Below are 23,472 nucleotides of genomic sequence, written 5' to 3' on the forward strand. Positions count from 1 at the left end.
TATTATCAAGGTTTAATAAGAATAAATGTTTGTTTTATAATTCTTTGAGCTATAAGGTTTTTTAAGATGATAAAATAAATGTATTATCACAATATATATCATTTTCTAATTTAAATAGCCGAGAGAGTTATGAAATTGAATCAGTACGCTGCAACGCTGTATGGAGTTATTTCAATCTTGTTGTGGAGCACAATGGTAGGACTGATCCGCAGTGTAAGTGAAAATTTTGGGCCTGTCGGTGGTGCAGCATTAGTTTATACAGTCGGTTCCCTTGTGTTAGTACTTGCCATGGGGGTGCCTAAAATAACGAAGTATCCCAAACGCTACTTGCTTTGGGGAACGGTACTGTTTGTTAGCTATGAAATCTGTTTTGTATTAGCGTTAGGCTTAGCCAATAGCCGGCAGCAAGCTATTGAACTTGGTATGGTGAATTATTTGTGGCCAAGTTTTACTATCGCACTGGCTGTATTTTTTAACCGTCAACGTTTCACTTTATTATTGGGATTAGGTTTAGTTTTAGCATTTATGGGGTTGATCTGGGTAATTTCAGGAAATCAACCATTGTCGGTGCAAAGTATTTGGGCAAATATTCAAAGTAATCCACTGTGTTATTTTTTAGCCTTTATTGGGGCTATTGTTTGGTCGTTTTACAGCAATGTCACTAAGCGTATTTCTGGAGGTCACAATGGTATGGTACTATTCTTTATCATGACCTCTATTGGGTTATGGATATTGTATTTTTTCAGTACTCCAACACCGTTTATTATCAATAAAGAAAGCCTGTTATTATTAGTGGTGGCCTCAATTGCGACTGGCGGTGCGAATGCATTATGGACATTTGCGGTTATCAAGGGCAATGTGGCTTTTTTAGGGACACTCTCTTATTTTACCCCAGTTATATCAACTGCATTCGCGTCTATGTTATTAAGCACGGCATTAACGTTAAGTTTTTGGCAAGGTGTGTTAATGGTGACAATGGGGTCGGTGATTTGCTTTTTAGCGACGAGGCAAAAACCAATACGCGGTTAAAAGGTGCAGCGCGTCCCAGATAAGCGCTGCAACAGAAAATATACTGAAGTGAATTTTTGCGGGCTTATACATTAATAAATTTATTAATGGCGACGGCAACGCCATCTTCATCATTAGTTGTGGTCACAAATTTAACCATTTGGCGAATTGGCTCTAAAGCATTGCCCATTGCGACAGAAACACTGGCGTATTGTAGCATTTTGATATCATTATTTTGGTCACCAATACTCATGACTTTGTCAGGTGTAATACCCAGTTTTTCACAGATACATTGCAATGCCGCGCCTTTACTTGAGGTTTTATTTGATACCTCTAGGAAATACGGGCTTGTTCGGGTTAAAGCGTAATTATCGAAGACATTCTCTGGAAGATAACTGATACCAATATCTAATTTCTCTGGATGGTCAATCATCATAAATTTAGTAAATTCCAAAGAAGAGTCCATTTCATTAACGGGGCAATAGATAAGCGGAGTGTGAGTTAAATAAGCATCTGCAACTGTATAGTGACTAATATGGCGGTTTGCCGTGAACATGCTGTTATCCGCAAGAGCATGCATGTGAACCCCGACATTTCTAGCCAGTTCCTCAAAATATTGGAAGTCAGCGAAATCTAACAAATTCTCTGCCAGATGACTGCCATCATTGGCTTGGTGAATGACACTACCATTATTACTAATACAATAGTTATCTGCGGTATTTAAATCTAGTTCCCGTAGGTAAGGGGAGATCCCCGAAAATGGCCTACCTGAGGCTAAAATAATATGTACACCTTTTTGTTTGGCTTGAGTGACAGCCTCTTTTACTGCGGGAGATATTTGGTGTTGGGAGTTAAGTAATGTGCCATCTAAATCAATGGCGACCAGTTTGATTGACATCCAATGCCTCCTAAAATGCGTGCTTTCTGCCAATACCTTACTCCAATTATTCAGAATGTAAATTATACAAATAGTTATAATTTTATTCACAATAGAATAATGGGTGTTTGATTTGAAATTGAACAGAATACAAGGCAGGAACTCTGTTCAATAGTCGAAGCTTGAAATGACAATGTTTTATAGCATTAGCATGTGAATCAATAGATTAATGCGGCTAAAATATTCTCACTCATAATTATGAATCAAATGAAGCGGTTGCTTCACATCTAATTGAATTTGGTCATTCTGTCTAAAATCAAATGGCGTAATGCCATATTCTTTACGGAACATATAGGTAAAGTGGGATTGTGACCCAAAACCAAAATCCAGAGCGATATCGAAAATAGACTGGCTGCTATTGCGCAGTAAGTTAACCGCACCAGCAAGACGGCGTTGACGGATATATTTACCCAGTGAAATCCCTGTGACTTCTTTAAATATTTTTTGCATATGCCAAAGTGAATAGCCTGAATAAGCCGCGAGCTCTTCTAAGTGGATCACGCGCCCTAAGTGTTCTTCTATCCATTTACTCAAAGCATAAACAAGTGCTAAGTGGTTATCTTGTGGCATCTCAAATGTTTTCTAGTTTTACGGTAGCAGAAGTATACACAACTTCATTTCATGATGACAAAGGCTGCTTGTGCGGTATTTCCCATTTTTAGGGTAAAAAAAGCACAATCAGAATAAGTTACTGGCCAATAGCACCTAAAATGAGCGGGATTTTTGTAAAAAGAGGTTAATTGCATATTTTCCTCAAATTTGACGCTCTAAATTAGAGTACCATTTATTCTATAAACGCATTACGTGCAATGCCATAAATGATATCTATCATAAAATGGCAGTACCTTAATATTGTAATCATTTGAAAAATAAAATCATCATAGAAATATGAAGGAATTGTCGGTGTTTGGTCGTAAATTAATTATTGCTGTAAGTGCTGTTTTAGCGTGTCTTTTTTTCTATCTCTTAGCGATGGACAACCTGTGTGATCAGGGAGGAGAAAACTTTATTTTTGGTATTTGTCGTGTAACTGACTTGTTACCATTTTGAATTTGCTTTTTAATGCACAATCCATGATATTGAGTTGGGGTAGCTATCCCGCTGTATCATTTTGTTATGTGATGAAAAAAAATAACTAATAGCACCTGCTTTTGGGCCGTAAGATATGGTAAAAACAGCGCCAGAAGAATGTAGTGTTAATAAGAAAATTCAAATAAACTTGTGTCATTATCATTATTTTGGACGATAAAAAGCAAGTAAGAGGACGAAAGGGTAAAGTTATGGCGCAACAGCAACAGACGCTAAAGCGGGGATTAAAAAACAGGCATATCCAATTGATTGCTTTGGGAGGCGCTGTTGGTACAGGGTTATTCCTTGGAATAGCAACAACCATACAAATGGCAGGGCCATCGGTTTTACTTGGCTACGCACTGTGTGGGTTTATTGCTTTTCTTATTATGCGCCAGTTGGGAGAAATGATTGTTCAGGAACCTGTCGCGGGTTCGTTTAGTCATTTTGCATTTAAGTATTGGGGTGGCTTTGCGGGTTTTCTCTCAGGGTGGAACTACTGGGTCATGTTTATCCTTGTTGGGATGACGGAACTCACCGCCGCAGGTAAATATATGCAACATTGGTGGCCTGAACTCCCGATATGGGTTTCTGCCGCGGTGTTTTTTATTGCTGTGAATGCGGTTAACTTGGTCAATGTGCGCTCTTATGGGGAAACGGAATTCTGGTTTGCATTAATCAAAGTCATTGCAGTGGTTGCTATGATTATTTTTGGTTGCTACTTACTGCTCAGCGGTCATGGCGGCCCACAAGCGAAAGTCAGTAACTTATGGGAATATGGTGGTTTCTTTGCTAATGGCTTTAATGGGCTAATAATGGCTTTGGCAATTATTATGTTTTCATTTGGGGGATTAGAGCTTGTCGGTATTACCGCCGCAGAGGCAGAAGACCCAGATAAAAGCATTCCAAAGGCGATTAACCAAGTTGTATACCGTATCTTAATTTTTTATATTGGCTCGTTAGCGGTATTACTCGCATTATATCCTTGGGTTGACCTTGATGGCAAAACAAGCCCATTTGTATTAATTTTCCATGAATTAGGGGACTTACTGGTTGCTAACTCATTGAACGTTGTCATTCTAATCGCTGCGTTGTCGGTGTATAACAGTGGGGCTTACGCGACAAGCCGTATGTTATATGGCTTGGCACAACAAAGTAACGCACCTAAATTTCTTGCGAAAGTGAATAAAGGTGGCGTTCCCGTCATGGCTTTATTGGTTTCAGGTATTGCGACTTCTGGCGGGATTTTAATTAACTTTGTGATGGAAGGTAAAGCTTTCGAATTGTTAATGTCATTGGTCGTGACAACGTTAGTTCTAAACTGGATTATGATTTGTGTGTCAAATTTGAAGTTCAGAGCAGCAATGAACAAACAAGGTGTTGAAACGAAATTTAAAAGCATTTGGTATCCATTTGGGAACTATCTGTGCTTAGCATTTTTACTGCTGATTTTAGGGATCATCCTAACAATGGACGGTTTGCGCATTTCAGTATTAATTATGCCATTATGGATAGCAGTTCTATGGGTTGGATACCAATTCTCAGGGGCTAAAAAACAAGACTTAGCCAAAAGCCAACAATTCAGTTAGATTTGGTTTTTTCTTATAATAAAAAGACCGGTGGGAATACCCGACCGGTCTTTTTATACTGCGATGAAGTCGTTAGGTCACCATTGCCAACGTAGCCAAGCAAATAATACGTTACCGTTATTATAAGTCCCTGGAATATAAGTGGCTTGCAGCGAAAGCTTGTCATATTCCACTGATACTAGCGGGAGCGGTGCTGGGATTGGAATATAGTACATATCCCTACGGGCAGTGACACTCAGAGTGAAACCTGCTCCCATGCGAAAACCATCAATGTCCCCTGGGATCCACATTTTTTGGAATGCATAACCACCAATTGGCTCCCAATCATTATGTGAATCTTTAAATGCCATTGCATAGATAGCATGCCAGTCATTGTCTTCATCATAACGATATTTACCAAGGCCAAAACCCCAAGGTCGCTCGTTATACTCATCCGTTTTTTTCTTGTCGTACATTGCACGGTTGTGCCAAGTCACCGCTGGAACATATAACTCATATTTGTCAGAGTCCCATGTGGTACTGACATTATTTTTAAATTTATCCCATAAATTTGCCGATTGTTCTTGCGCAACGGCAGGCGATGATATGCAGATTGAGGCGCTCATGAGTAGCGAAGCACCTACAGCCAACTGTATGTTTTTATAAACTCTCATTGTAAATCCAGTTCTGTATCGCAGATATAAAAATGATGATTAGCTCGCTAATGATTATCAGATTAGCATTATTATTATAATTTTGAGCTCAATTATTTTAATTAAGATGTACAGAATATAACAGTATTAATTACATAGTTAAGGATAATAACTCGCTGGTCATATTAGAACTGTTTAATTTTGCCTATTTTTAAGGGGGATAACCGACAGTAGAAAGGGATATTAGCTGATCAAATTGGTTATTGAATAGGTTAATTCTCCTAAAAACCAATAATTGACAGAATACTCCATTTTTAAATTAGATAATGTGATTATTTGATGAAAATAAATGAGCTGAATTGAGTTAAAAAAGATAAGAAAAACCAATGTATCACTCATTATAGCTGTGGCTAACTTTCTGTAATAAAGAGATATTTCGTATTATTTAGGTGATAACGACTAGTAATGTTGATAGAGCAGACATTTATGAAAAATAGCGTGCAAACAAATCCAAAAAGTATGACGCACGTCAAATAATGACTTGTCTCAATGGGATGAAATGGAGGACATAGGCGGCGGTTATAAGTTGCTGCATGTCAACACGGCTAGGAGCTAATTTTTGAAAGTTTATGGCAGATACATTGCTGTAAGCAACATTAGCTTCTAACTAAAAAAGGAACATCACCATGATGAAACGCCAAGAACCACTGACTGAATACCAAGCTAAATGCTTGGCTATCGCCACAGATAAAATATTATCACCAAAACAAAAAGCCAATTTTTTAGCGGTAGAAGCGGATAGCCACATTCCCTATCTTGCGGTGAGCGAACCCCTCGCAGAGGCGTTAAGTGAACGTGTTATTTGTGATATGTATGAAGGAAATGCACCATATAAGCCGCGCTATGTGTTGCCTGACTATGTAAAATACCTCAATCAAGGTTCAACATACTTAGAATTAGCCCCTGCAGAGGACTTTGATGATGCGCTTAATCATCTGATGATTTTGTATCATCACGTTCCGTCGGTAACCAATTTCCCTGTATTTTTAGGGTACTTAGATAAAGTACTCATGCCATATGTAGGTGAGTTGACAGAAGAACAATTGTATCCAAAATTAAAAAGATTTTGGATACAATTAGACCGAACTCTACCTGATGCCTTTATGCATGCCAATATTGGGCCGGATGACAACGTGATTTGCCGTTTGATTTTACGTATCGATGCGGAATTGAAACAAGTAGCACCTAACCTGACATTTGTTTACCACCCACAGCGCACACCTGAATCACTTTTCTTACAAGCGATTGAAAATATTTGTGAATGTAGCAAACCGCATATTGCGAATGATATTATTCATCGTGCTGCATTTGATGAACAAGGTTACGGCATTGTCAGCTGTTATAATGCATTGCCTGTTGCAGGTGGAGGAAGCACTTTAGTCCGTATTAATTTGCGCGAGGTTGCATTACGCAGTCAAAATTCAGTTGATTTTTTAAATGTGCAATTGAAAAAGTATTGTGAGTTACAAATGGAACTTATAGAAACACGTAGCGCATTTTTATTTGAGGAATCAAACTTCTTCCAAACCAGTTTTCTTGTCCAAGAAGGGTTAATAGAACCAGAACGCTTTGCCCCGATGTTTGGTATTTATGGTTTAGCCGAAGCCGTGAATATCCTCATGGAAAAAGACGGAGCGAAAGGCGCATATCAAGCAAATTCACCCGCCTTACCACTGTCTTATCAAATCAGTGAACAGTTGGCAGGCTTTGTCGAAACCACACCTGTTAAATATGGTTATAAAAACCGAGCCATGCTCCATGCTCAATCTGGGATCAGTTCGGATATAGGAACTACACCGGGGGCTCGCATTCCATACGGTGAAGAGCCGGATCCTGTTTCGCATATCCAAGCCGTAGCTCCTCATCACAAACACTATTTATCTGGGATCAGTGACATTTTAACCATCGATGAAACGATTAAACAAAACCCGCAAGCACTAATGCAATTATGCAAAGGGGCATTTAGCTGTGGAATGCGTGAGTTTACTGCAAACGTGGCGAGTAATGATTTAGTCCGTGTTACTGGCTACATGGTACGTCTGTCGGATATCGAAAAATACAAAGAACAAGGTTCTAGAAGTAACACTACCTGGTTAGGGGAGGAAGCGACTAAGAACTGTAAAATTACAGCCCGTCAGCAACGAGTAATTAGTCATGAGCAATCGATGCGCTACGCTGAATAAGGTTATTCCTTTTTCCTGTGTAGATGGGCCGGGTAATCGGCATGTTATCTTTTTGCAAGGTTGCAATTTACGGTGTTTGAATTGCCATAATCCATATACCATGGCGCTTTGTGACCATTGTGGGGACTGTGTTTTTACCTGTCCTCACAATGGGTTATTGTTTGTAGATGGTCAGGTTATCTGGGATAGCGATGCCTGCCAGCTTTGTGATACCTGTTTACAAACTTGCACTAAAAATTCAAGCCCGATGACGGTGCCATTAAGTGTTAATGACGCAATCAATGACTTGAAAAAAAATGTTGTTTTCCTGAATGGCGTAACCATTAGTGGTGGGGAAGCAACAACACAATTACCTTTTATTATTGAATTATTTAAAGCAATTAAGGCCACACCAGAGCTCAAGCATTTAACCTGCTTTATTGACAGTAATGGGCATCTGGCTTCTGCGGGTTGGAATAAAGTGATTGAGTATACGGATGGCGTGATGATTGACCTGAAATCATGGAGTGATGAGTGTGCTTTAAGGCTAACAGGAAAAGATAACCAGCGTGTTTTTCAATCAATTCAATATTTGGGGCAAGCGGGGAAATTGTATGAATTGCGTTTATTGTATATTCCTAAGCAAACAGATTACTTAGAGCATATTGATAAACTTGCTGATTTCCTAAATCAATTGCCTACAAACACACGGATAAAGATTAACGCCTTTCAACAACATGGCGTAAAAAATGAAGCAGCTAGCTGGCCTGCGGCAACCCAAATAGAAGTGGAGGCATTCGCTCAACTATTACGACAACGAGGCGTTGGTCATATTCATTTGCCTAATGTGTACTTATAAATCATGTCAATTTTTCCTGTGTGAGATATCCTCTCTTTTTATCTAACTCATTAAAATTCATTCACTAACCGCTGGTATTTGTTAAATGTTATGAGACAATTAAGGCGGTTTTATTGTTTGGTTTAAAATGATGTCAGTAAACCTTGCTTATCAATCTATTCAATTGCTTTAGCCGACGAAAAGGGGAATCACACATGAGGATCAATGCGTTAACCATAGCCGGAACAGACCCATCGGGTGGGGCGGGTATTCAGGCAGATTTAAAAACGTTCTCTGCATTAGAGGCTTATGGTACGAGTGTGATGACAGCATTGGTGGCTCAAAATACCCGAGGTGTGCAATCTGTTCAAGACTTACCCCCTGAATTTGTAGCGGCACAATTAGACTCGGTTCTCAGTGATGTGCGAATTGATAGCGCAAAAATCGGTATGCTGTTTAACCAAAGTAATGTCGCAGTTGTGGCGAATGCACTGAAACAATATCCTATTCCGTATGTGGTATTGGACACTGTAATGGTGGCTAAAAGTGGCGACCCGTTGCTATTACCAGATGCGGTTGATGCGCTACGTCAACAGTTATTACCCCTCGTTTCTATTATTACACCAAATCTACCCGAAGCCGCGGTATTGTTAGACGAAAAAGTCGCACAAACAGAAAGCCAAATGCTGACTCAAGGGTATAAATTGCTTGAGAAAGGTTGCCAAGCGGTATTGATGAAAGGTGGTCATCTAAGTGATGCTGAAAGCCCAGATTGGTTAATCACACCAGAAGGTGAATGGCGTTTTACGTCAGTTCGTATAAATACTAAAAATACCCATGGTACAGGGTGTACTTTGTCAGCAGCTTTGGCTGCGTTGCGGCCTCGTTGCGCTGATTGGCAAGAAGCGGTTACGCAGGCTAAAGCGTATTTACAAGCCGCGTTAGAACAAGCGGATAGCTTAGAAGTCGGCAAGGGAATCGGTCCTGTGCATCACTTCCATGCATGGTGGTAACCTTAAAAGATTGAAAGCCCAAATACTTGGGCTTTCATATTATGCTTTAAGTTAATAAGTTACATTGAGGAGGTAACCGGCACTGAATGGCGTTTGGCTGCACTGAGAACGTAAAGGTATCTCCCGAGAGTGGCTCACCATCAAGGTTTAAGATCATATCGTGAGGAGATGAAATTTTTACCCACGATAATTGCTTTTCAACTAAGTGTTCGTTTTTATCAGCTGAAAATAAATTCGATAAAAATGCGGGTATCACATCCCTTGCAGGAATAATCAGTAAATTTAATGCACCGTCATTAATGAGTGCTTGTGGTGTCAATTGCTGACCTCCACCAGCTTGTCGGCCGTTTCCGACAGCAATGACTAACGTTTCTCCCTCCCAACTAAAATTTTCCCCTTCAATATGGCAAATGTCTGTTTTTAGTGTGTCAGGACGCAGTAAGCCATTTATCACGTAAGCCGCTCCCCCTAATGCTGACTTTAGTGCTTCTGGTGTTTCGGTGGTAATACGTGTCCCAAAGCCGCCAGTGGCCATATTGAGGAAATAATATTGCTCATTGACTTGCGCAATATCAATAGGCACAGCTTTGCCTTTTAATGAGAGTGCTAGGGCAGATTCAATATCCATTGGGATATTCGCGCTAGTGGCAAAATCATTTGCTGTACCCATCGGAAGGACCCCTAAAGCAGGACGAGACTCACTAGGGAACTTCATCAGGGTGCTGGCAACCGCATTCACTGTGCCATCACCTCCGGCGGCAATAATGGTATCAACACCATGTTTTATCGCCTGAGAAATAAAATAATGCGTATCATCCAGCTCCCAAGGAATACGGACTTGAATTTTATGGCCTTCTTTACGCAGGTGAGTAATGGCTTTTCGCAGCTCAATGTGATTTGCTTGTTTACCATTAAGAATAACCATGGCTGACTGATATTGATTCATAAATACCCATCCATTTGGCTTAACGTATGTCAAATATTCGTTAAAATGAGTATAAATGGATTAATAAAATATTGATGAGCTTTTTTTAGTTTTTTTACAGAAATAGAGTTAACAAGAGAAATGAAATAAAGTAGCAGATAAAAGAAATGGCTAGCTCAAGGGAGATTGAGCCAGCCAAGGAGGTGGTTCCTAGTCTTATTTTATGACTTTCTAGTTCTTCGTTTTCGAGAGTGACTATACGATATTGAATAACCAATTGATGTGATCTGTTGCATAAAATTGGATATTCAGCGCATTTTTTAATGGAAATGTCAATAACGCGAATGATTATCATATAAGAAAAAAGCATATAAAGTGAAATAATATCGTTTTATAGGTAAAAAAAAGCCAAAATATCAAAGTATTAAACGATGAGCTTTTGGCTTTTAGTGAACAAGCTATGTAAAAATAACTAAGTGGTGATTAGCCTGCAATTTGCTTTTCTGGCTGAGCTTGATGAGGTGCCCGGGTGGTTGTTCCTGCTAGGTTACGGATCAACAAACCAAAATTGACATCAACATCTTCAGGGATTGGCAGATAAACCACATGGCCGTTGCCTGGTGCAACATCAATCGTTTCACCTTTGCGGTTTGTTAAGGCGTCTAAGGTAAAGACGATATTACCCGCAGGTGTCATCATCTCTAAGCTGTCTCCAACGCTAAATTTATTTTTTACATCAACCTCTGCCATACCATTGACACGTTTGCCGGTAAATTCACCCACAAATTGCTGAGTTTCAGAAACAGAGTAGCCATATTCATAGGTTTGATAGGCATCGTGGGTGTGGCGACGTAAGAAGCCTTCAGTATAACCACGGTGCGCTAATCCTTCTAAAGTGGAGAGTAACGTTGGGTCAAAGGGTTTTCCAGCGACAGCATCGTCAATTGCACGTCTATAGACTTGTGCTGTTCGAGCGCAGTAATAAAACGATTTTGTACGGCCTTCAATTTTTAATGAGTGAACACCCATTTTTGTTAAATTTTCTACGTGCTCGATTGCGCGTAAATCCTTTGAGTTCATGATATAAGTGCCATGTTCATCTTCAAAGGCGGTCATATACTCGCCAGGTCGTTTGGCTTCTTCTATCATAAAGACTTTATCTGTTGGCGCACCCGCACCTAAGGTTGGCGTCACATTTTGTACTGGGATGGGCTCATGAATATGGACAATGTTACCCACATCGTCTTCTTTACCTTCTTGTACGTTGTATTCCCAGCGGCAAGCATTGGTGCAAGTCCCTTGATTAGGGTCGCGCTTATTAATATAACCGGAAAGTAAACAACGGCCGGAGTAGGCCATACAAAGGGCACCATGGACAAAAACTTCAAGCTCAATTTCCGGTACCTGTTGGCGAATTTCAGCAATTTCGTCGAGGGATAATTCGCGCGATAAGATCACGCGTGTTAAGCCCATTTGTTTCCAGAACTTCACCGATGCCCAGTTAACCGCATTGGCCTGCACAGATAAATGAATATCCATCTCAGGAAACGCTTCACGAACCATCATAATAAGGCCAGGATCAGACATAATCAGTGCATCTGGGCCCATTTCAATGACGGGGGTTAAATCACGAATAAAGGTTTTTAATTTCGCATTATGAGGGGCAATATTCACGACCACATAAAACTTTTTACCCAGCTCATGGGCTTCTTGAATGCCTTTGGCTAAGTTTTCGTGATTAAATTCGTTATTTCGTACGCGTAAGCTGTAACGAGGCTGGCCTGCATAAACGGCGTCTGCGCCATACGCAAAAGCGTAGCGCATATTTTTTAACGAACCGGCGGGGGATAAAAGCTCTGGTGTAAACATGGTTATTCTCTATCTGATGTCAAGTCAGCACTCACTCATACGAGAGAGTGTTTTTAAGGGATGGGGATTTTACTCCTATTTGCTAAAAAAACCAAATATCCCACAAGAATAGTATGTCTATTGGTTACTTAACATTCATCCCAACGGTAGCCAAGGCCATAGATTGACCGAATAAAAGTTTTTTCGTTATCGAGGGACTCTAATTTACGGCGTAAATTTTTGACGTGGCTATCAATTGTACGGTCTGTTACCACGCGGTGGTCGTCATACAAGATATCCAGTAACTGGTCGCGAGAAAATACCATACCTGCATTATCAGACATAAATTTAAGCAACCGAAACTCAGCAGGTGTGAGTTCAAGTAACTGTGAGCCATAGCGTACTTGGAAGGCATTTTCATCGATAATAAGTTTGGTTTGATTATTGCTAGTCATTATGTTTGGTTGGCAACGACGTAAAATCGTTTTGACTCGAGCCACAACTTCTCGTGGGCTAAATGGTTTACAAATATAGTCGTCAGCGCCGATTTCTAACCCTAATAAGCGATCAATCTCTTCAGTTTTTGCCGTCACCATAATAATGGGAACATCACTGAATTTTCGCAGTTCACGACACACTGAAATACCGTCCAGACCCGGTAACATTAAATCTAATAAAATGAGCGCAGGTTGGTGTTGTTTCACATACTCAATGACTTCGTCGCCACGTGCAATTAACGCAGGTTGGTAGTTTGCAGCTTGTAAGTAATCAAACAGCAGTTGGCCTAGTTTGGGTTCATCCTCCACAACCAAAATAGGGGTATTGCTCTGTTCAGCCATGATCATAACCCTTTATCTTTTAATTGAATCGGCAAATTGATGGTAATTTTGACACCTCCTAATGATGACGGTGCTGCAGAAATTGTACCATGATGAGCCTCAACAATATTATAGCAAATGGCCAGTCCTAAACCGGAACCACCACTGGCGCGATTACGTGAGCCTTCAGCGCGATAAAAACGCTCAAATAAATGTTGGCATTGCTCAGCTGTAAGCCCCGGGGCGCTATCTTGCCAAATTATACAGAGCTGGTCTTGGTCTTGTGTGATTTGGATGGCAATTTTACCTTGTGGATCCGTATAGCGTAAGCTGTTTTCCATTAAATTATAGAACAACTGGGTGATGCGATCTGGGTCTGCAAACACGTAGCCTTCTGCAATAAATTTCCGTTCAACTGAAAGTTGTTGGTCTTCTAACCGCCAGCGGGTTTGGCCTATTGCCATTTCAATTAAAGGGATAATATCGGTAAGTTGCATACGGTAGACCAATGAACCTCTATCCGATAATGAGAGCTGGTGGAGGTCATTAACTAGCTTAATTAAAGTTTGGGTTTCATTGAGTAGAGAATTGATTGTTTCGGGAGTGGCTTGCCGGACGCCATCTTGCACTGCTTCTAATTCGCCTCGCAGAACTGATAATGGTGTGCGGAGTTCATGGGAAATATCCGCCATATAGTCACGACGCATTTGTTCGTTTTTTTCGAGAGTCGAGGCCAGATGGTTAAAATCTTTAGCCAGTTGCCCTAGTTCATCGCGGCCAGATTCAGGAACTCGTGTGGCAAAGTCACCATTGGCGAGCCGGTTAGTGCCCTCGAGTAACCGCTTAATCGGTTTTAAAAAGCTACGAGCAAGGAACAATGTGGCAATCAGAGCCACAAACAAAGATAGCCCAGCGATGATCCAACTGGTATACATTTGCTTGGTATCAAAACGGCGGTCAAGGGCGCTGCTAATTCCTGTTTCATAACTGGCAACGAGCCAGCCGACGGTATCGCCATTGCTAGTAACAATAGGTTCACGAAGAACTTTACTCGGCAAGGGCGTGTCTTGCCCGAAAATGAGTCGGTCTTGTGTATCATAAACCCAAAAAAAGGTTCGCCAGCGTTGGCGCATCGGGCCACGATGTTGTTGATGTTCTACAGAACGCAAAATGCGAAAGAAAATGCGATCATTACCAATCAAAAACCGCCAATTGCCCATTTCTTCATATTGTTCGGCAAGGGCAGAAGAAACCAGCTCAACGCGTTGTTGATCATTTTCTTTAATATAATCAATAAAGCCGTGCTGGAAACTCATGCGTACGCCTTGGTGCATAATCAGCACTAACAACAAGCATGTCGCAAAAATAGCCAGAAAAAGCCGAGTACTCACGCTATTCAACCTAAGCTTCATGGGTATCCTCCGCAATTTGCTGCGTTACTGATTTCTTGCGCTGCCAACGTTGTCTCAAGCTATCAAAACTTAAATACACAACAGGGGTGGTAAATAACGTTAGCAATTGGCTCATTATTAAGCCACCGACAATGGTGATCCCGAGAGGTTGACGGAGTTCTGCGCCATCACCACTACCCAACATTAACGGTAATGCACCAAAAATAGCTGCGAGTGTTGTCATCAAAATAGGGCGAAAACGTAATAAACTGGCACGAAAGATGGCTTCTCGGGCGGTTAAACCCGCCGTTCTCTGGGCTTGAATGGCAAAATCCACCATAATAATCGCGTTCTTCTTGACGATCCCAATTAATAGCATGATGCCAATTAAGGCGATTAAACTAAATGGCGTATCAAATAATTCAAGAGCTAATAATGCCCCGACACCTGCAGAGGGTAGGGTTGATAAAATAGTCAGTGGGTGAATATAACTTTCATATAATATACCCAGAACCAAATAAACGGTCACAATGGCGGCTAAAATTAAAAACAATTGTGACTGTAAGGTTTCTTGGAATATTTGTGCCGTTCCTGCAAAAGTGCCTCTTACCGTCGATGGTACGCCAAGTGCAGTCATGGTTTTTTCAATTTCGACAATGGCATCATTTAAGGTATAGCCGTCCGCAACATTAAACGCGATAGTGGATGAAGCAGATAGCCCTTGGTGATTCACACTTAGCGGTGCATTTGCGGGTTGCCAACGTGCAAAATAAGACAGTGGGATAGCGTCTCCATCTTTGTTGATGACAAACATTTTGTCGAGAGCACTGACATCTTGCGTATATTCAGGAGCAACTTCCATCACGACTTTATATTGGTTCATCGCCTCATAAATAGTGGAAACTTGGCGTTGGCCAAATGCGTTGTTAAGCAGACTGTTAGCTTCACGGACATCGATACCTAGCTGGGCCATTAAGTCCCTATCGTAGGTGATCGCCATTTCCGCGCCTTTGTCTTCCTTATCCGAGTTCACATCTGTTAGCTGTGGCAATTCACCGAGTGCTTTACGAATAGCGGGTTCCCAGTCACGCAATGCTGAAAGTTCATCTGCAAGCAGGGTAAACTGGTAACTGGCATTGGCCTGTCGACCTCCCACACGAATATCTTGTACTGGCATCATAAACAGGTTAGCCCCAGGCTCATTGGCTAATTTCATGCGTAACCGATTAATAACTTCAGCTGAACTTTCAGTACGTTCACCCAGTGGTTTTAATGAGATATACATAAAACCGCTGTTTACTCGGCTACCGCCAGTAAAACCGGTGACATTATCCGTCGCTGGGTCGGCTTTAACTTGCTGCATAAAACGGGTCATTTTTTCTTTCATTGACTGAAATGAAATGCTTTGGTCTGCGCGCACAAAGCCCAGCACTCGGCCAGTATCTTGTTCAGGAAAGAAAGTCTTCGGAACGGTGATATATAGGTAAACATTTAAGCCGATTGTGGCAAATAGCACCGCGAGAACACTCCGGCGATGTCCGAGCACCCAATTTAAAGCGACACCATAGCTTTCTTGCAAACGCAGTAACACACGTCCAAACCCACGATGTTTGGCTTTGACGTTGCGAGGACGTTTCTTCAGTAAATAAGCACACATCATGGGGGTGAGCGTTAGCGAAATCACCAATGAAATACCGATAGCGGTTGCAAGGGTAATAGCAAATTCGCGAAATAAGCGCCCGACTAGCCCATCCATTAGCAATAGGGGAATAAAAACAGCCACCAAAGAAATGCTCATGGAAACGACAGTAAAGCCGACTTCATGCACGCCTTTAACCGCGGCAATAAACGGTTTTGTGCCATTTTCGATATGACGTGAGATATTTTCTAATACCACAATCGCATCATCGACCACAAAGCCAGTCGCAACCGTTAGTGCCATCAATGACAAGTTATTTAAACTAAAGCCACATAAATACATGGCCGTAAAAGTTCCAATCAATGAGACGGGGACGGCAACAGCAGGGATCAAAGTAGCGCGACCTGAACGTAAGAATAGCAACACAACGAGGATCACCAAGGCAACGGCAATCAGTAGGGCGCGCTCGACTTCCGCTAAAGACGCGCGGATGGTCGGTGTCCTATCTTGTGCTACTTTTAACTCAATGGCGGCGGGGATCATATCATTGAATTCGGGTAATTCATCACGAATACGGTTAACCGTTTCAATGATATTGGCACCCGCTTCACGACGAATGACAATCAAAATAGCCGGTTTACCGTCTGCCATACCTGCCGCACGCACGTTTTCAATGGAATCTTTAACATTGGCGACATCGCTGAGTTTAACGGCATTACCTTGGCTATAATGAACAATAATGGGTCGATAATCTGCGGCTTTTTTTAGTTCATCATTGGTCTGTACCTGATAACGTTTTTCGTCATCATTGATATAGCCTTGCGGTTGGCGAACGTTAGCACTGCTGATGGCTGAGCGCACGGCATCAAGGGAAACCCCTTGGTTAAATAGGGCGGTTGGGTTGAGTTCAACGCGTACGGCAGGGAGCGAGCCTCCCCCCACAGAAACTTCACTAACCCCTTCAATTTGGGCAATTCGTTGGGCTAAACGCGTCGAAGCAATATCATAAATTTCGCCAGTATTTAGGGTGTCTGAGGTCATGGTCAAAATCATAATTGGCGCATCAGACGGGTTTGACTTGTAATAACGTGGACGGCTTGGCATACCGCTGGGTAGCAGGTTCTGTGCGGCATTAATTGCGGCTTGAACTTCGCGTGCAGCGTTATTAATGTCTTTGTCGAGATTGAACTCTAGTGTAATGGTGGTTCGCCCAAGCGCACTGCTTGAGGTCATTTCACTGATCCCAGCAATACTGCCTAAAGAGCGTTCAAGTGGCGTCGCAACGGAGGACGCCATAGTTTCGGGTGATGCCCCTGGAAGTGACGCTGTCACGTTAATCACAGGGTAATCCACTTGTGGCAACGGAGAAACGGGTAAAAACAGAAAGCTCAGGGCACCACACAAAGTAATCGCAACGCTGATAAGCGTCGTTGCTACCGGTCGGCTAATAAACAGAGCAAAAAAGCGCTTCATTATGACACCTGTGCCTTCTTCGCTTGGCGACGGTCTTTAAAGTAATGAGAAAGACGGTCGAACAATAAGTAAATAACCGGTGTGGTAAATAAAGTGAGGATTTGGCTCATAATTAAGCCACCAACCATACAAATCCCTAATGGTTGACGTAATTCTGCACCTACACCAGTACTCAGCATCAATGGTAAGGCACCCAGCAAGGCCGCCATGGTGGTCATTAGAATTGGGCGAAACCGCAGCAAGCAAGCTTGATAGATGGCATCATAAGGGGACATTCCCTGTTCACGCTCCGCGGCAAGGGCAAAGTCAATCATCATAATGGCATTCTTTTTCACAATGCCAATTAGTAAGATGATGCCGATGACCGCGATGACATCAAGGTCTTTCCCTGCCATCATTAAAGCAAGTAATGCACCAACCCCGGCTGTCGGTAGGGTAGATAAAATCGTAATCGGGTGGATAAAACTCTCATATAAAATGCCCAATACGATATACATCGCCACAATGGCAGCTGCAATTAACCAAATAGTACTGCTCAGTGCCGCTTCAAAGGCTAAAGTCGCTCCTTGGAATTGCGTTGTAATAGATTTTGGCATCGCAATTTGAGATTCGGCCAATTTCACTGCATTGACAGCTGACTCTAGAGAAGCGCCATCCGCTACATTAAACGAAAAAGTCACCGCGGGAAATTGGTCTAGGTGATTAATGGCTAATGGCCCATTACCTTCTTGAATGTTCACTAAAGTACTCAGTGGTACAATGGCACCATCAGTCCCTTTTAGACGGATATCATTCAGCGCATCCATACCATCACGGGTTTGTGTGTCATGTTCTAATATCACACGATATTGATTTGACTGCGTATAGATAGTCGAAATCATTCGCTGCCCAAACGCATTATATAAGGCGTTATCAATAGCCGACATCGTGATACCAAAACGGCTTGCCGTATCACGATTAACATTCACATAGGCAACTAACCCTTTATTTTGCCAATCACTACTGACATCGGTGAGTTCAGGTTGTTGTTCTAGGGCATCTAACAAGCGTGGAACCCAAGTGGTTAATTCTTCTAATGAACCAGCCTGTAAAGTAAATTGATACTGTGTGCGCGCTACTTGCGTATCGATGGTGAGATCTTGCATGGGTTGCAGATAGAGATTCACTCCAGCAATGTTATCAACGGATTGCTGGAGACGATCAATAATCGCCATCACTCTGTCTTCACGCTCATCAAGAGACTTTAATGTAATTTGGAGACGCGCATTGTTTAATGTCGGGTTGCTGCCATCAACACCCACATAGGTGGTGACATTGTCGACTGCAGGATCTGCTAATAATTTTGACGCGACTTCTTGCTGCTTTTGCGCCATGGCTGCAAATGAAATAGATTGGCGGCTTTCAATTGAGCCCTGAATAATTCCACTGTCTTGCAAAGGGAAAAAACCTTTTGGGATCCACAGATACAGTAAAACAGTCAGCACCATGGTACCTAGCGCCACAGAAAGGGTTAACCATTGGTGATTAAGAATACGTTTTAACCAAATTGCGTATCCAGCAACCATACGGTCAAAGAAGCGCTCACACGCTAGTTCAAAACGGTTATGTTTATGCTGCGACTCCGGTTTTAATAAACGCGCACACATCATTGGCGTTAGCGTCAATGAGACGACAGCAGAGATCAAAATAGCCACGGCTAGGGTAATGGCAAACTCGCGGAATAACCGGCCGACAATATCCCCCATAAATAACAGTGGGATTAATACTGCAACCAAGGAAAAGGTGAGGGAAATAATGGTAAATCCGATTTCACCAGCCCCTTTGAGTGCGGCGACCAGCGGTTTATCGCCTTGCTCTAAGTAGCGAGAAATATTTTCAATCACCACTATCGCATCATCGACCACAAAACCGGTGGCGATGGTTAAAGCCATTAGGGTGAGGTTATTGACAGAAAAACCACAGAAATACATCACTGCAAAGGTGCCAACAAGTGACAACGGTACGGCAATACCCGGTATTAAGGTGGCAATTCCATTGCGTAAAAACAAGTAAATCACCATCACTACGAGGGCGATGGCTAGCATTAATTCAAATTGGACATCATTAACGGATGCACGAATGGTACTGGTTCTATCGGTTAAAATTTCGACATTAACCGATTTAGGTAAGCTTTCAATCAATTCGGGCAATAGCGTACGAATGGTATCTGTGGTTTCAATCACGTTAGCGCCGGGCTGTCGCTGAACATTGATCACAATCGCTTGCTCATTATTCGCCCATGCACCTAAATAGGCATTTTCAGCACCTTGTGCAATGGTTGCAATATCACCTAAACGTACCGGCGCACCATTTTGGAAGGCCACAATAAGTTGACGATAGTCGTCAAGTGACTTCATTTGGTCGTTAGCAGACAGCGTTACCGCGCGCGTAGGGCCATCGAAACTCCCTTTTGCGGAGTTGACGTTCGCATTATTAATGGCAAGGCGAATTGTTTCGCTATCTAGCCCTTTAGCAGCCATGGCTTGTGGGTTGATATTCACACGAACAGCAGGACGTTGGCCGCCGGCTAACGTCACTAAGCCCACTCCATTTACTTGGGATATCTTCTGGGCAATTCGCGTTTCAATAATATCCTGTACTTGCGTTAACGGCATTGCATCAGAGGTGACCGCTAAGGTGAGTACAGGTGGATCAGCAGGGTTTACCTTATTATAAATTGGAGGATAGGGTAAATCCGAAGGTAGTAAGCTACTGGCAGAATTAATCGCTGCTTGAACTTCTTGTTCAGCAACTTCTAGAGGCAAGGTTAATTGGAACATCAGCGTGATAACGGATGCCCCTCCTGAACTTTGCGATGACATCTGTTTAAGCCCTGACATTTGGCCGAACTGGGTTTCCAGTGGTGCTGTCACTGCCGAGGTCATCACATCAGGGCTGGCGCCTGGGTAAAGGGTAACAACTTGAATCGTTGGGTAATCGACTTCAGGCAGGGCAGAAACAGGTAAGAAGCGATAACCGATGATCCCTGCGAGTAATATAGCCACCATGAATAATGTGGTTGCTACAGGGCGCAAAATAAATAAACGAGAAGGCCCACCGCCTTTTAACATTTCAGGCCGCATTACGCTTTCTCCGCGCTATTAGGTTTACCTTTGCGGGGCTCTTTTTTAGTGATGCCTTCAGGGGTAACAACTTCGACCGTTGTGCCATCGGTGAGTTTATCAACACCATCCGTGATGACTTTGGTATTTGCCGCGAGCCCACTTTCAATAACCACTTGTTGGCTATCTTGCATACCCACGGTTACATTGTGTTTACTGACTTTATTATCATCACTCAGTATCCAAACATAATGGCCTTCATTGCCCATTTGCAGTGCAGCGGTTGGGATCACCACGGCATTTTGCAGCGTTTCAACTTGCATTTTTACGTTAACAAATTGATTAGGAAAAAGTTTTTCTTCTTCATTGGTAAAGCGCGCTTTTATTTTCAGCGTGCCGGTCGCAGCATCAATTTGGTTATCAGTACTGAGTAGCTCACCACTTGCGATTAGCGCGATATTGTTTCTGTCCCAAGCTTCAATCAATACTTTCTCACCAGAGGATTGTGCCTGCTGGATCGCGGGAATATCGCCCTCAGGTAACGCAAAAAGGACATCTGCAGGTTGAGTTTGCGTGATGACGACAAGAGGAGTTGAGGTTCCGGAAGAGATAAAGTTTCCAACATCTACTTGTTTTAACCCCACGCGTCCTGAGATAGGCGCAGTAATTTTACTGTAGGTTAATTGCAGTTTGGCATTATCAACAGCCGCTTGGTCGACTTTAATACTGCCTTGCGCCTGTAATACCGCCGCTTTTTGGTTATCTAACTCTTGTTGCGAAATCACTTTAGTACCAGCAAGCTTTTGATAACGAGCTAAATCTAATTGTGCATTTGCTAATGTTGCTTTGTCTTTTGCCAATTGCCCCTCTGCTTGTGATAGCTGAACTTCAAATGGGCGAGGGTCAATCTGTGCCAATAAATCTCCCTTATTGACGTATTGCCCTTCGGTAAAATACAGCTGCATTAACTGGCCTTCAACACGGCTGGTTACAGTGACAACATTCGCGGCTTGGACTGTGCCTAAACCCGATAAAAAGCGCGGAACGACTTTTTGTTCTGCGACGGCAAATTGTACAGGGGCTAAAACACGTGGTGGGCGGCCCATTGCACTTCGCTGTGAGTTTGGTTTTGCTACGGCGTCAGTAGATTGTGTATCTGATTGTTTTTCTTGATGATAAAAATACCAAGAAGCGCCAGCTGCCGCAATAATGGCAATAAAAATGGCAGAGCGAATAAAAGGTTTACGTTGTTTTTGTTTATTCATTTTGGGTAATTCGCTTAACTCAAAAAAGTGGATGAGATCCGTCAGGCTGTATACTAAAAAACTAACAAAAAAGAGTCAGTTAGACATATTAGTAGTTTAACGTGATAGGTACAAAGAAAAATGGAGGAAATATGAATAAGTGTCAATTTCTGTACTTGTATGCTGCGGTGTGTGTAAAGGAGGGCGTGGGGGAAATTAATTTTTCTCAATAAGAATTGCACCCTAATAAATAGGGTGCAAGAAATGTTATAAGCTAGAAGCGTTTAGAACCGCAGATTTTTCGTTTGAGGATTCAGAATTGACTGTCCAACCCTTCCAAGATAGAGGAATAAAGGCTACAGCAACCGCTAATAATGAGACGCCAGCAACATAATAGGCAGGTGCCATGTGAGACTGCTGCAACCAAGCACCAGTTAATATTGGTGTTAAACCACCAAAAATTGCATAAGCCACATTGTAAGCGAATGACAGACCAGAATAGCGAATTTCAGGTGGAAATGCGCGTGTACTGATAATTGGTGTCGTTGCAATCGCGCCAACAAAGAAGCCCATCAAGCCATAGTTAAAAATCAACGTACTCGCCGCAATATCACTGGATAATGACGAATAGAAGTAAATTGCCGTTACGGCCAATCCACCCCAGGATAAAGTCATTGAGGTACGTGTTCCTGTTTTATCGCCTAACCAACCCCAGAAGATACAGCCTAATGTTAAGGTTAATGTTGCGGCACAGTTGGCTTGCAATGCAATATTTCGGTCAATGTTATAGATCCCTTTTAACACCACATCTGGCGTCATCAAAATAGTGACAACGATAGCGGTTGATAATGACCACGTCAGTGCCGCCGTGATCATACAGGCTTGCTTATGAGATTTAATCACAGTTTTGACGGGTAATTCTTGTGACAAAGCCTTTTTAGCGGCCAGTTCTTTGAATATCGGAGTTTCTTGTAAAAAACGGCGTAAATACACAGAAATAAACCCAAAAATACCACCAAGAATAAATGGAATACGCCATGCGAAATCATGAATTTCAGTTGTGGTATAAGAGCGTTCAATAATAATAGCGACGATAGAGCCTAATAAAATACCGCCAGTGATCCCAGAAGTCAGTGTACCAACACCTAAGCCATAGCGTTGCTTTGGTGTATGCTCTGCAATAAATACCCATGCTCCTGGCATTTCACCACCAATCGCGGCACCTTGCATAATACGCATTAACAGCAGCAGTAATGGGGCTGCAGCACCAATGGTTTCAAAAGTCGGTAAAAAACCAATGACAAATGTTGGGAATGCCATTAAGAAAATACTTAAGGTAAACATTTTCTTGCGGCCAATTTTATCTCCAAAGTGAGCCATAATAATGCCACCAAGAGGACGAGCAAGATAACCTGCTGCAAATAGGCCCAGTGTTGCCATTAGCGCGAGAAATTCGTTATCCCCTGGAAAAAATAGTTGGGAAATAATTTTTGCGTAAAAAACAAAGATAACGAAATCGTAAAACTCAAGGGTACCCCCTAAAGAGGATAAGCCTAATGTTTTATAGTCTTCTTTGCCCAAAGGCCTCGCAGAGGGCTGGCTGGCTGTTTGCGGTGTCATTATAGTTTCCTTCTAACTACCTGAAATACTAAATTGCATAAATTCAAAATAATAAGCATTGGCTCATAATAATGAGCTAATCATTTTTATTGGTGCAGATAAGAGG

Annotated in this window: 17 protein-coding genes; 6 read left to right on the forward strand and 11 right to left on the reverse strand. The window is 42.1% G+C overall.

Annotated elements, in window-relative coordinates:
- Positions 1-129: 129 nt before the first annotated feature.
- Entirely contained in the window at positions 130-1,029 is a 900-nt protein-coding gene (gene yddG / locus FVA69_RS09605; protein WP_042851608.1) for an aromatic amino acid DMT transporter YddG, read from the forward strand.
- A gap of 64 nt (positions 1,030-1,093) precedes the next feature.
- Here yddG and yidA read toward each other — a convergent pair whose 3' ends face one another.
- A complete protein-coding gene (gene yidA / locus FVA69_RS09610; protein ID WP_164528755.1) occupies positions 1,094-1,906 on the reverse strand; it encodes a sugar-phosphatase in 813 nt (270 codons plus the stop codon).
- A 225-nt stretch (positions 1,907-2,131) separates the two neighbouring features.
- Complete coding sequence (locus FVA69_RS09615) at positions 2,132-2,515, reverse strand: helix-turn-helix domain-containing protein (protein WP_004911441.1); 384 nt, start codon at positions 2,513-2,515, stop codon at positions 2,132-2,134.
- 333 nt (positions 2,516-2,848) lie between these two features.
- On the opposite strand from FVA69_RS09615, the gene mgrB reads away from it, so the two are divergent.
- Together mgrB and FVA69_RS09625 are read left to right on the forward strand one after the other, a co-directional pair.
- Positions 2,849-2,995, forward strand: a complete 147-nt coding sequence (mgrB, locus tag FVA69_RS09620; protein ID WP_004911439.1) for a PhoP/PhoQ regulator MgrB — start codon at positions 2,849-2,851, stop codon at positions 2,993-2,995.
- Between the two features lie 230 nt (positions 2,996-3,225).
- Positions 3,226-4,602: an amino acid permease gene (locus FVA69_RS09625; protein ID WP_117162299.1), complete on the forward strand. Its 1,377-nt coding sequence runs from the start codon at positions 3,226-3,228 to the stop codon at positions 4,600-4,602.
- 77 nt (positions 4,603-4,679) lie between these two features.
- Here FVA69_RS09625 and pagP read toward each other — a convergent pair whose 3' ends face one another.
- A complete protein-coding gene (pagP, locus tag FVA69_RS09630) occupies positions 4,680-5,255 on the reverse strand; it encodes a lipid IV(A) palmitoyltransferase PagP (protein ID WP_109912424.1) in 576 nt (191 codons plus the stop codon).
- Between the two features lie 665 nt (positions 5,256-5,920).
- On the opposite strand from pagP, the gene FVA69_RS09635 reads away from it, so the two are divergent.
- The 3 genes from FVA69_RS09635 to thiD all read left to right on the forward strand — a co-directional run bounded on the left by FVA69_RS09635 (position 5,921) and on the right by thiD (position 9,307).
- Positions 5,921-7,477: a YjjI family glycine radical enzyme gene (locus tag FVA69_RS09635; protein WP_164528756.1), complete on the forward strand. Its 1,557-nt coding sequence runs from the start codon at positions 5,921-5,923 to the stop codon at positions 7,475-7,477.
- Positions 7,449-8,315 carry a YjjW family glycine radical enzyme activase gene (locus FVA69_RS09640; protein ID WP_164528757.1) on the forward strand — a complete coding sequence of 289 codons (867 nt, stop codon included), beginning with the start codon at positions 7,449-7,451 and terminating at the stop codon, positions 8,313-8,315. Before FVA69_RS09635 ends, FVA69_RS09640 begins: the two co-directional genes overlap by 29 nt.
- A gap of 194 nt (positions 8,316-8,509) precedes the next feature.
- Complete coding sequence (gene thiD / locus FVA69_RS09645) at positions 8,510-9,307, forward strand: bifunctional hydroxymethylpyrimidine kinase/phosphomethylpyrimidine kinase (protein ID WP_115167137.1); 798 nt, start codon at positions 8,510-8,512, stop codon at positions 9,305-9,307.
- 46 nt (positions 9,308-9,353) lie between these two features.
- On the opposite strand, the gene yegS is transcribed toward thiD, so the two are convergent.
- From yegS to FVA69_RS09685, 8 genes are all read right to left on the reverse strand, one after another.
- A complete protein-coding gene (gene yegS, locus FVA69_RS09650) occupies positions 9,354-10,253 on the reverse strand; it encodes a lipid kinase YegS (RefSeq protein WP_004911418.1) in 900 nt (299 codons plus the stop codon).
- Between the two features lie 462 nt (positions 10,254-10,715).
- Positions 10,716-12,101, reverse strand: coding sequence for a tRNA 5-hydroxyuridine modification protein YegQ (gene yegQ, locus FVA69_RS09655; protein WP_109912427.1), 1,386 nt, complete (start codon positions 12,099-12,101; stop codon positions 10,716-10,718).
- A 128-nt stretch (positions 12,102-12,229) separates the two neighbouring features.
- Positions 12,230-12,925, reverse strand: a complete 696-nt coding sequence (baeR, locus tag FVA69_RS09660; RefSeq protein ID WP_004911408.1) for a two-component system response regulator BaeR — start codon at positions 12,923-12,925, stop codon at positions 12,230-12,232.
- The gene (gene baeS / locus FVA69_RS09665) at positions 12,922-14,310 is read right to left on the reverse strand and encodes a two-component system sensor histidine kinase BaeS (protein ID WP_164528758.1); all 1,389 of its coding nucleotides are present in this window, start codon (positions 14,308-14,310) and stop codon (positions 12,922-12,924) included. Before baeS ends, baeR begins: the two co-directional genes overlap by 4 nt.
- Positions 14,300-17,401 (reverse strand): multidrug efflux RND transporter permease subunit MdtC, encoded by a 3,102-nt coding sequence (gene mdtC / locus FVA69_RS09670; RefSeq protein WP_004911404.1) that lies wholly within the window; start codon positions 17,399-17,401, stop codon positions 14,300-14,302. The genes baeS and mdtC overlap by 11 nt, the downstream gene beginning before the upstream one ends.
- Complete coding sequence (locus tag FVA69_RS09675) at positions 17,401-20,523, reverse strand: MdtB/MuxB family multidrug efflux RND transporter permease subunit (protein WP_117162292.1); 3,123 nt, start codon at positions 20,521-20,523, stop codon at positions 17,401-17,403. Before FVA69_RS09675 ends, mdtC begins: the two co-directional genes overlap by 1 nt.
- Complete coding sequence (locus tag FVA69_RS09680; protein ID WP_164528759.1) at positions 20,523-21,767, reverse strand: MdtA/MuxA family multidrug efflux RND transporter periplasmic adaptor subunit; 1,245 nt, start codon at positions 21,765-21,767, stop codon at positions 20,523-20,525. The genes FVA69_RS09675 and FVA69_RS09680 overlap by 1 nt, the downstream gene beginning before the upstream one ends.
- 246 nt (positions 21,768-22,013) lie before the next feature.
- Positions 22,014-23,366, reverse strand: a complete 1,353-nt coding sequence (locus FVA69_RS09685) for an MFS transporter (protein ID WP_004911396.1) — start codon at positions 23,364-23,366, stop codon at positions 22,014-22,016.
- Positions 23,367-23,472: the final 106 nt, after the last annotated feature.

Origin of the sequence: Providencia sp. PROV004 (assembly GCF_011045615.1) — a bacterium.
GTDB lineage: Bacteria > Pseudomonadota > Gammaproteobacteria > Enterobacterales > Enterobacteriaceae > Providencia > Providencia rettgeri.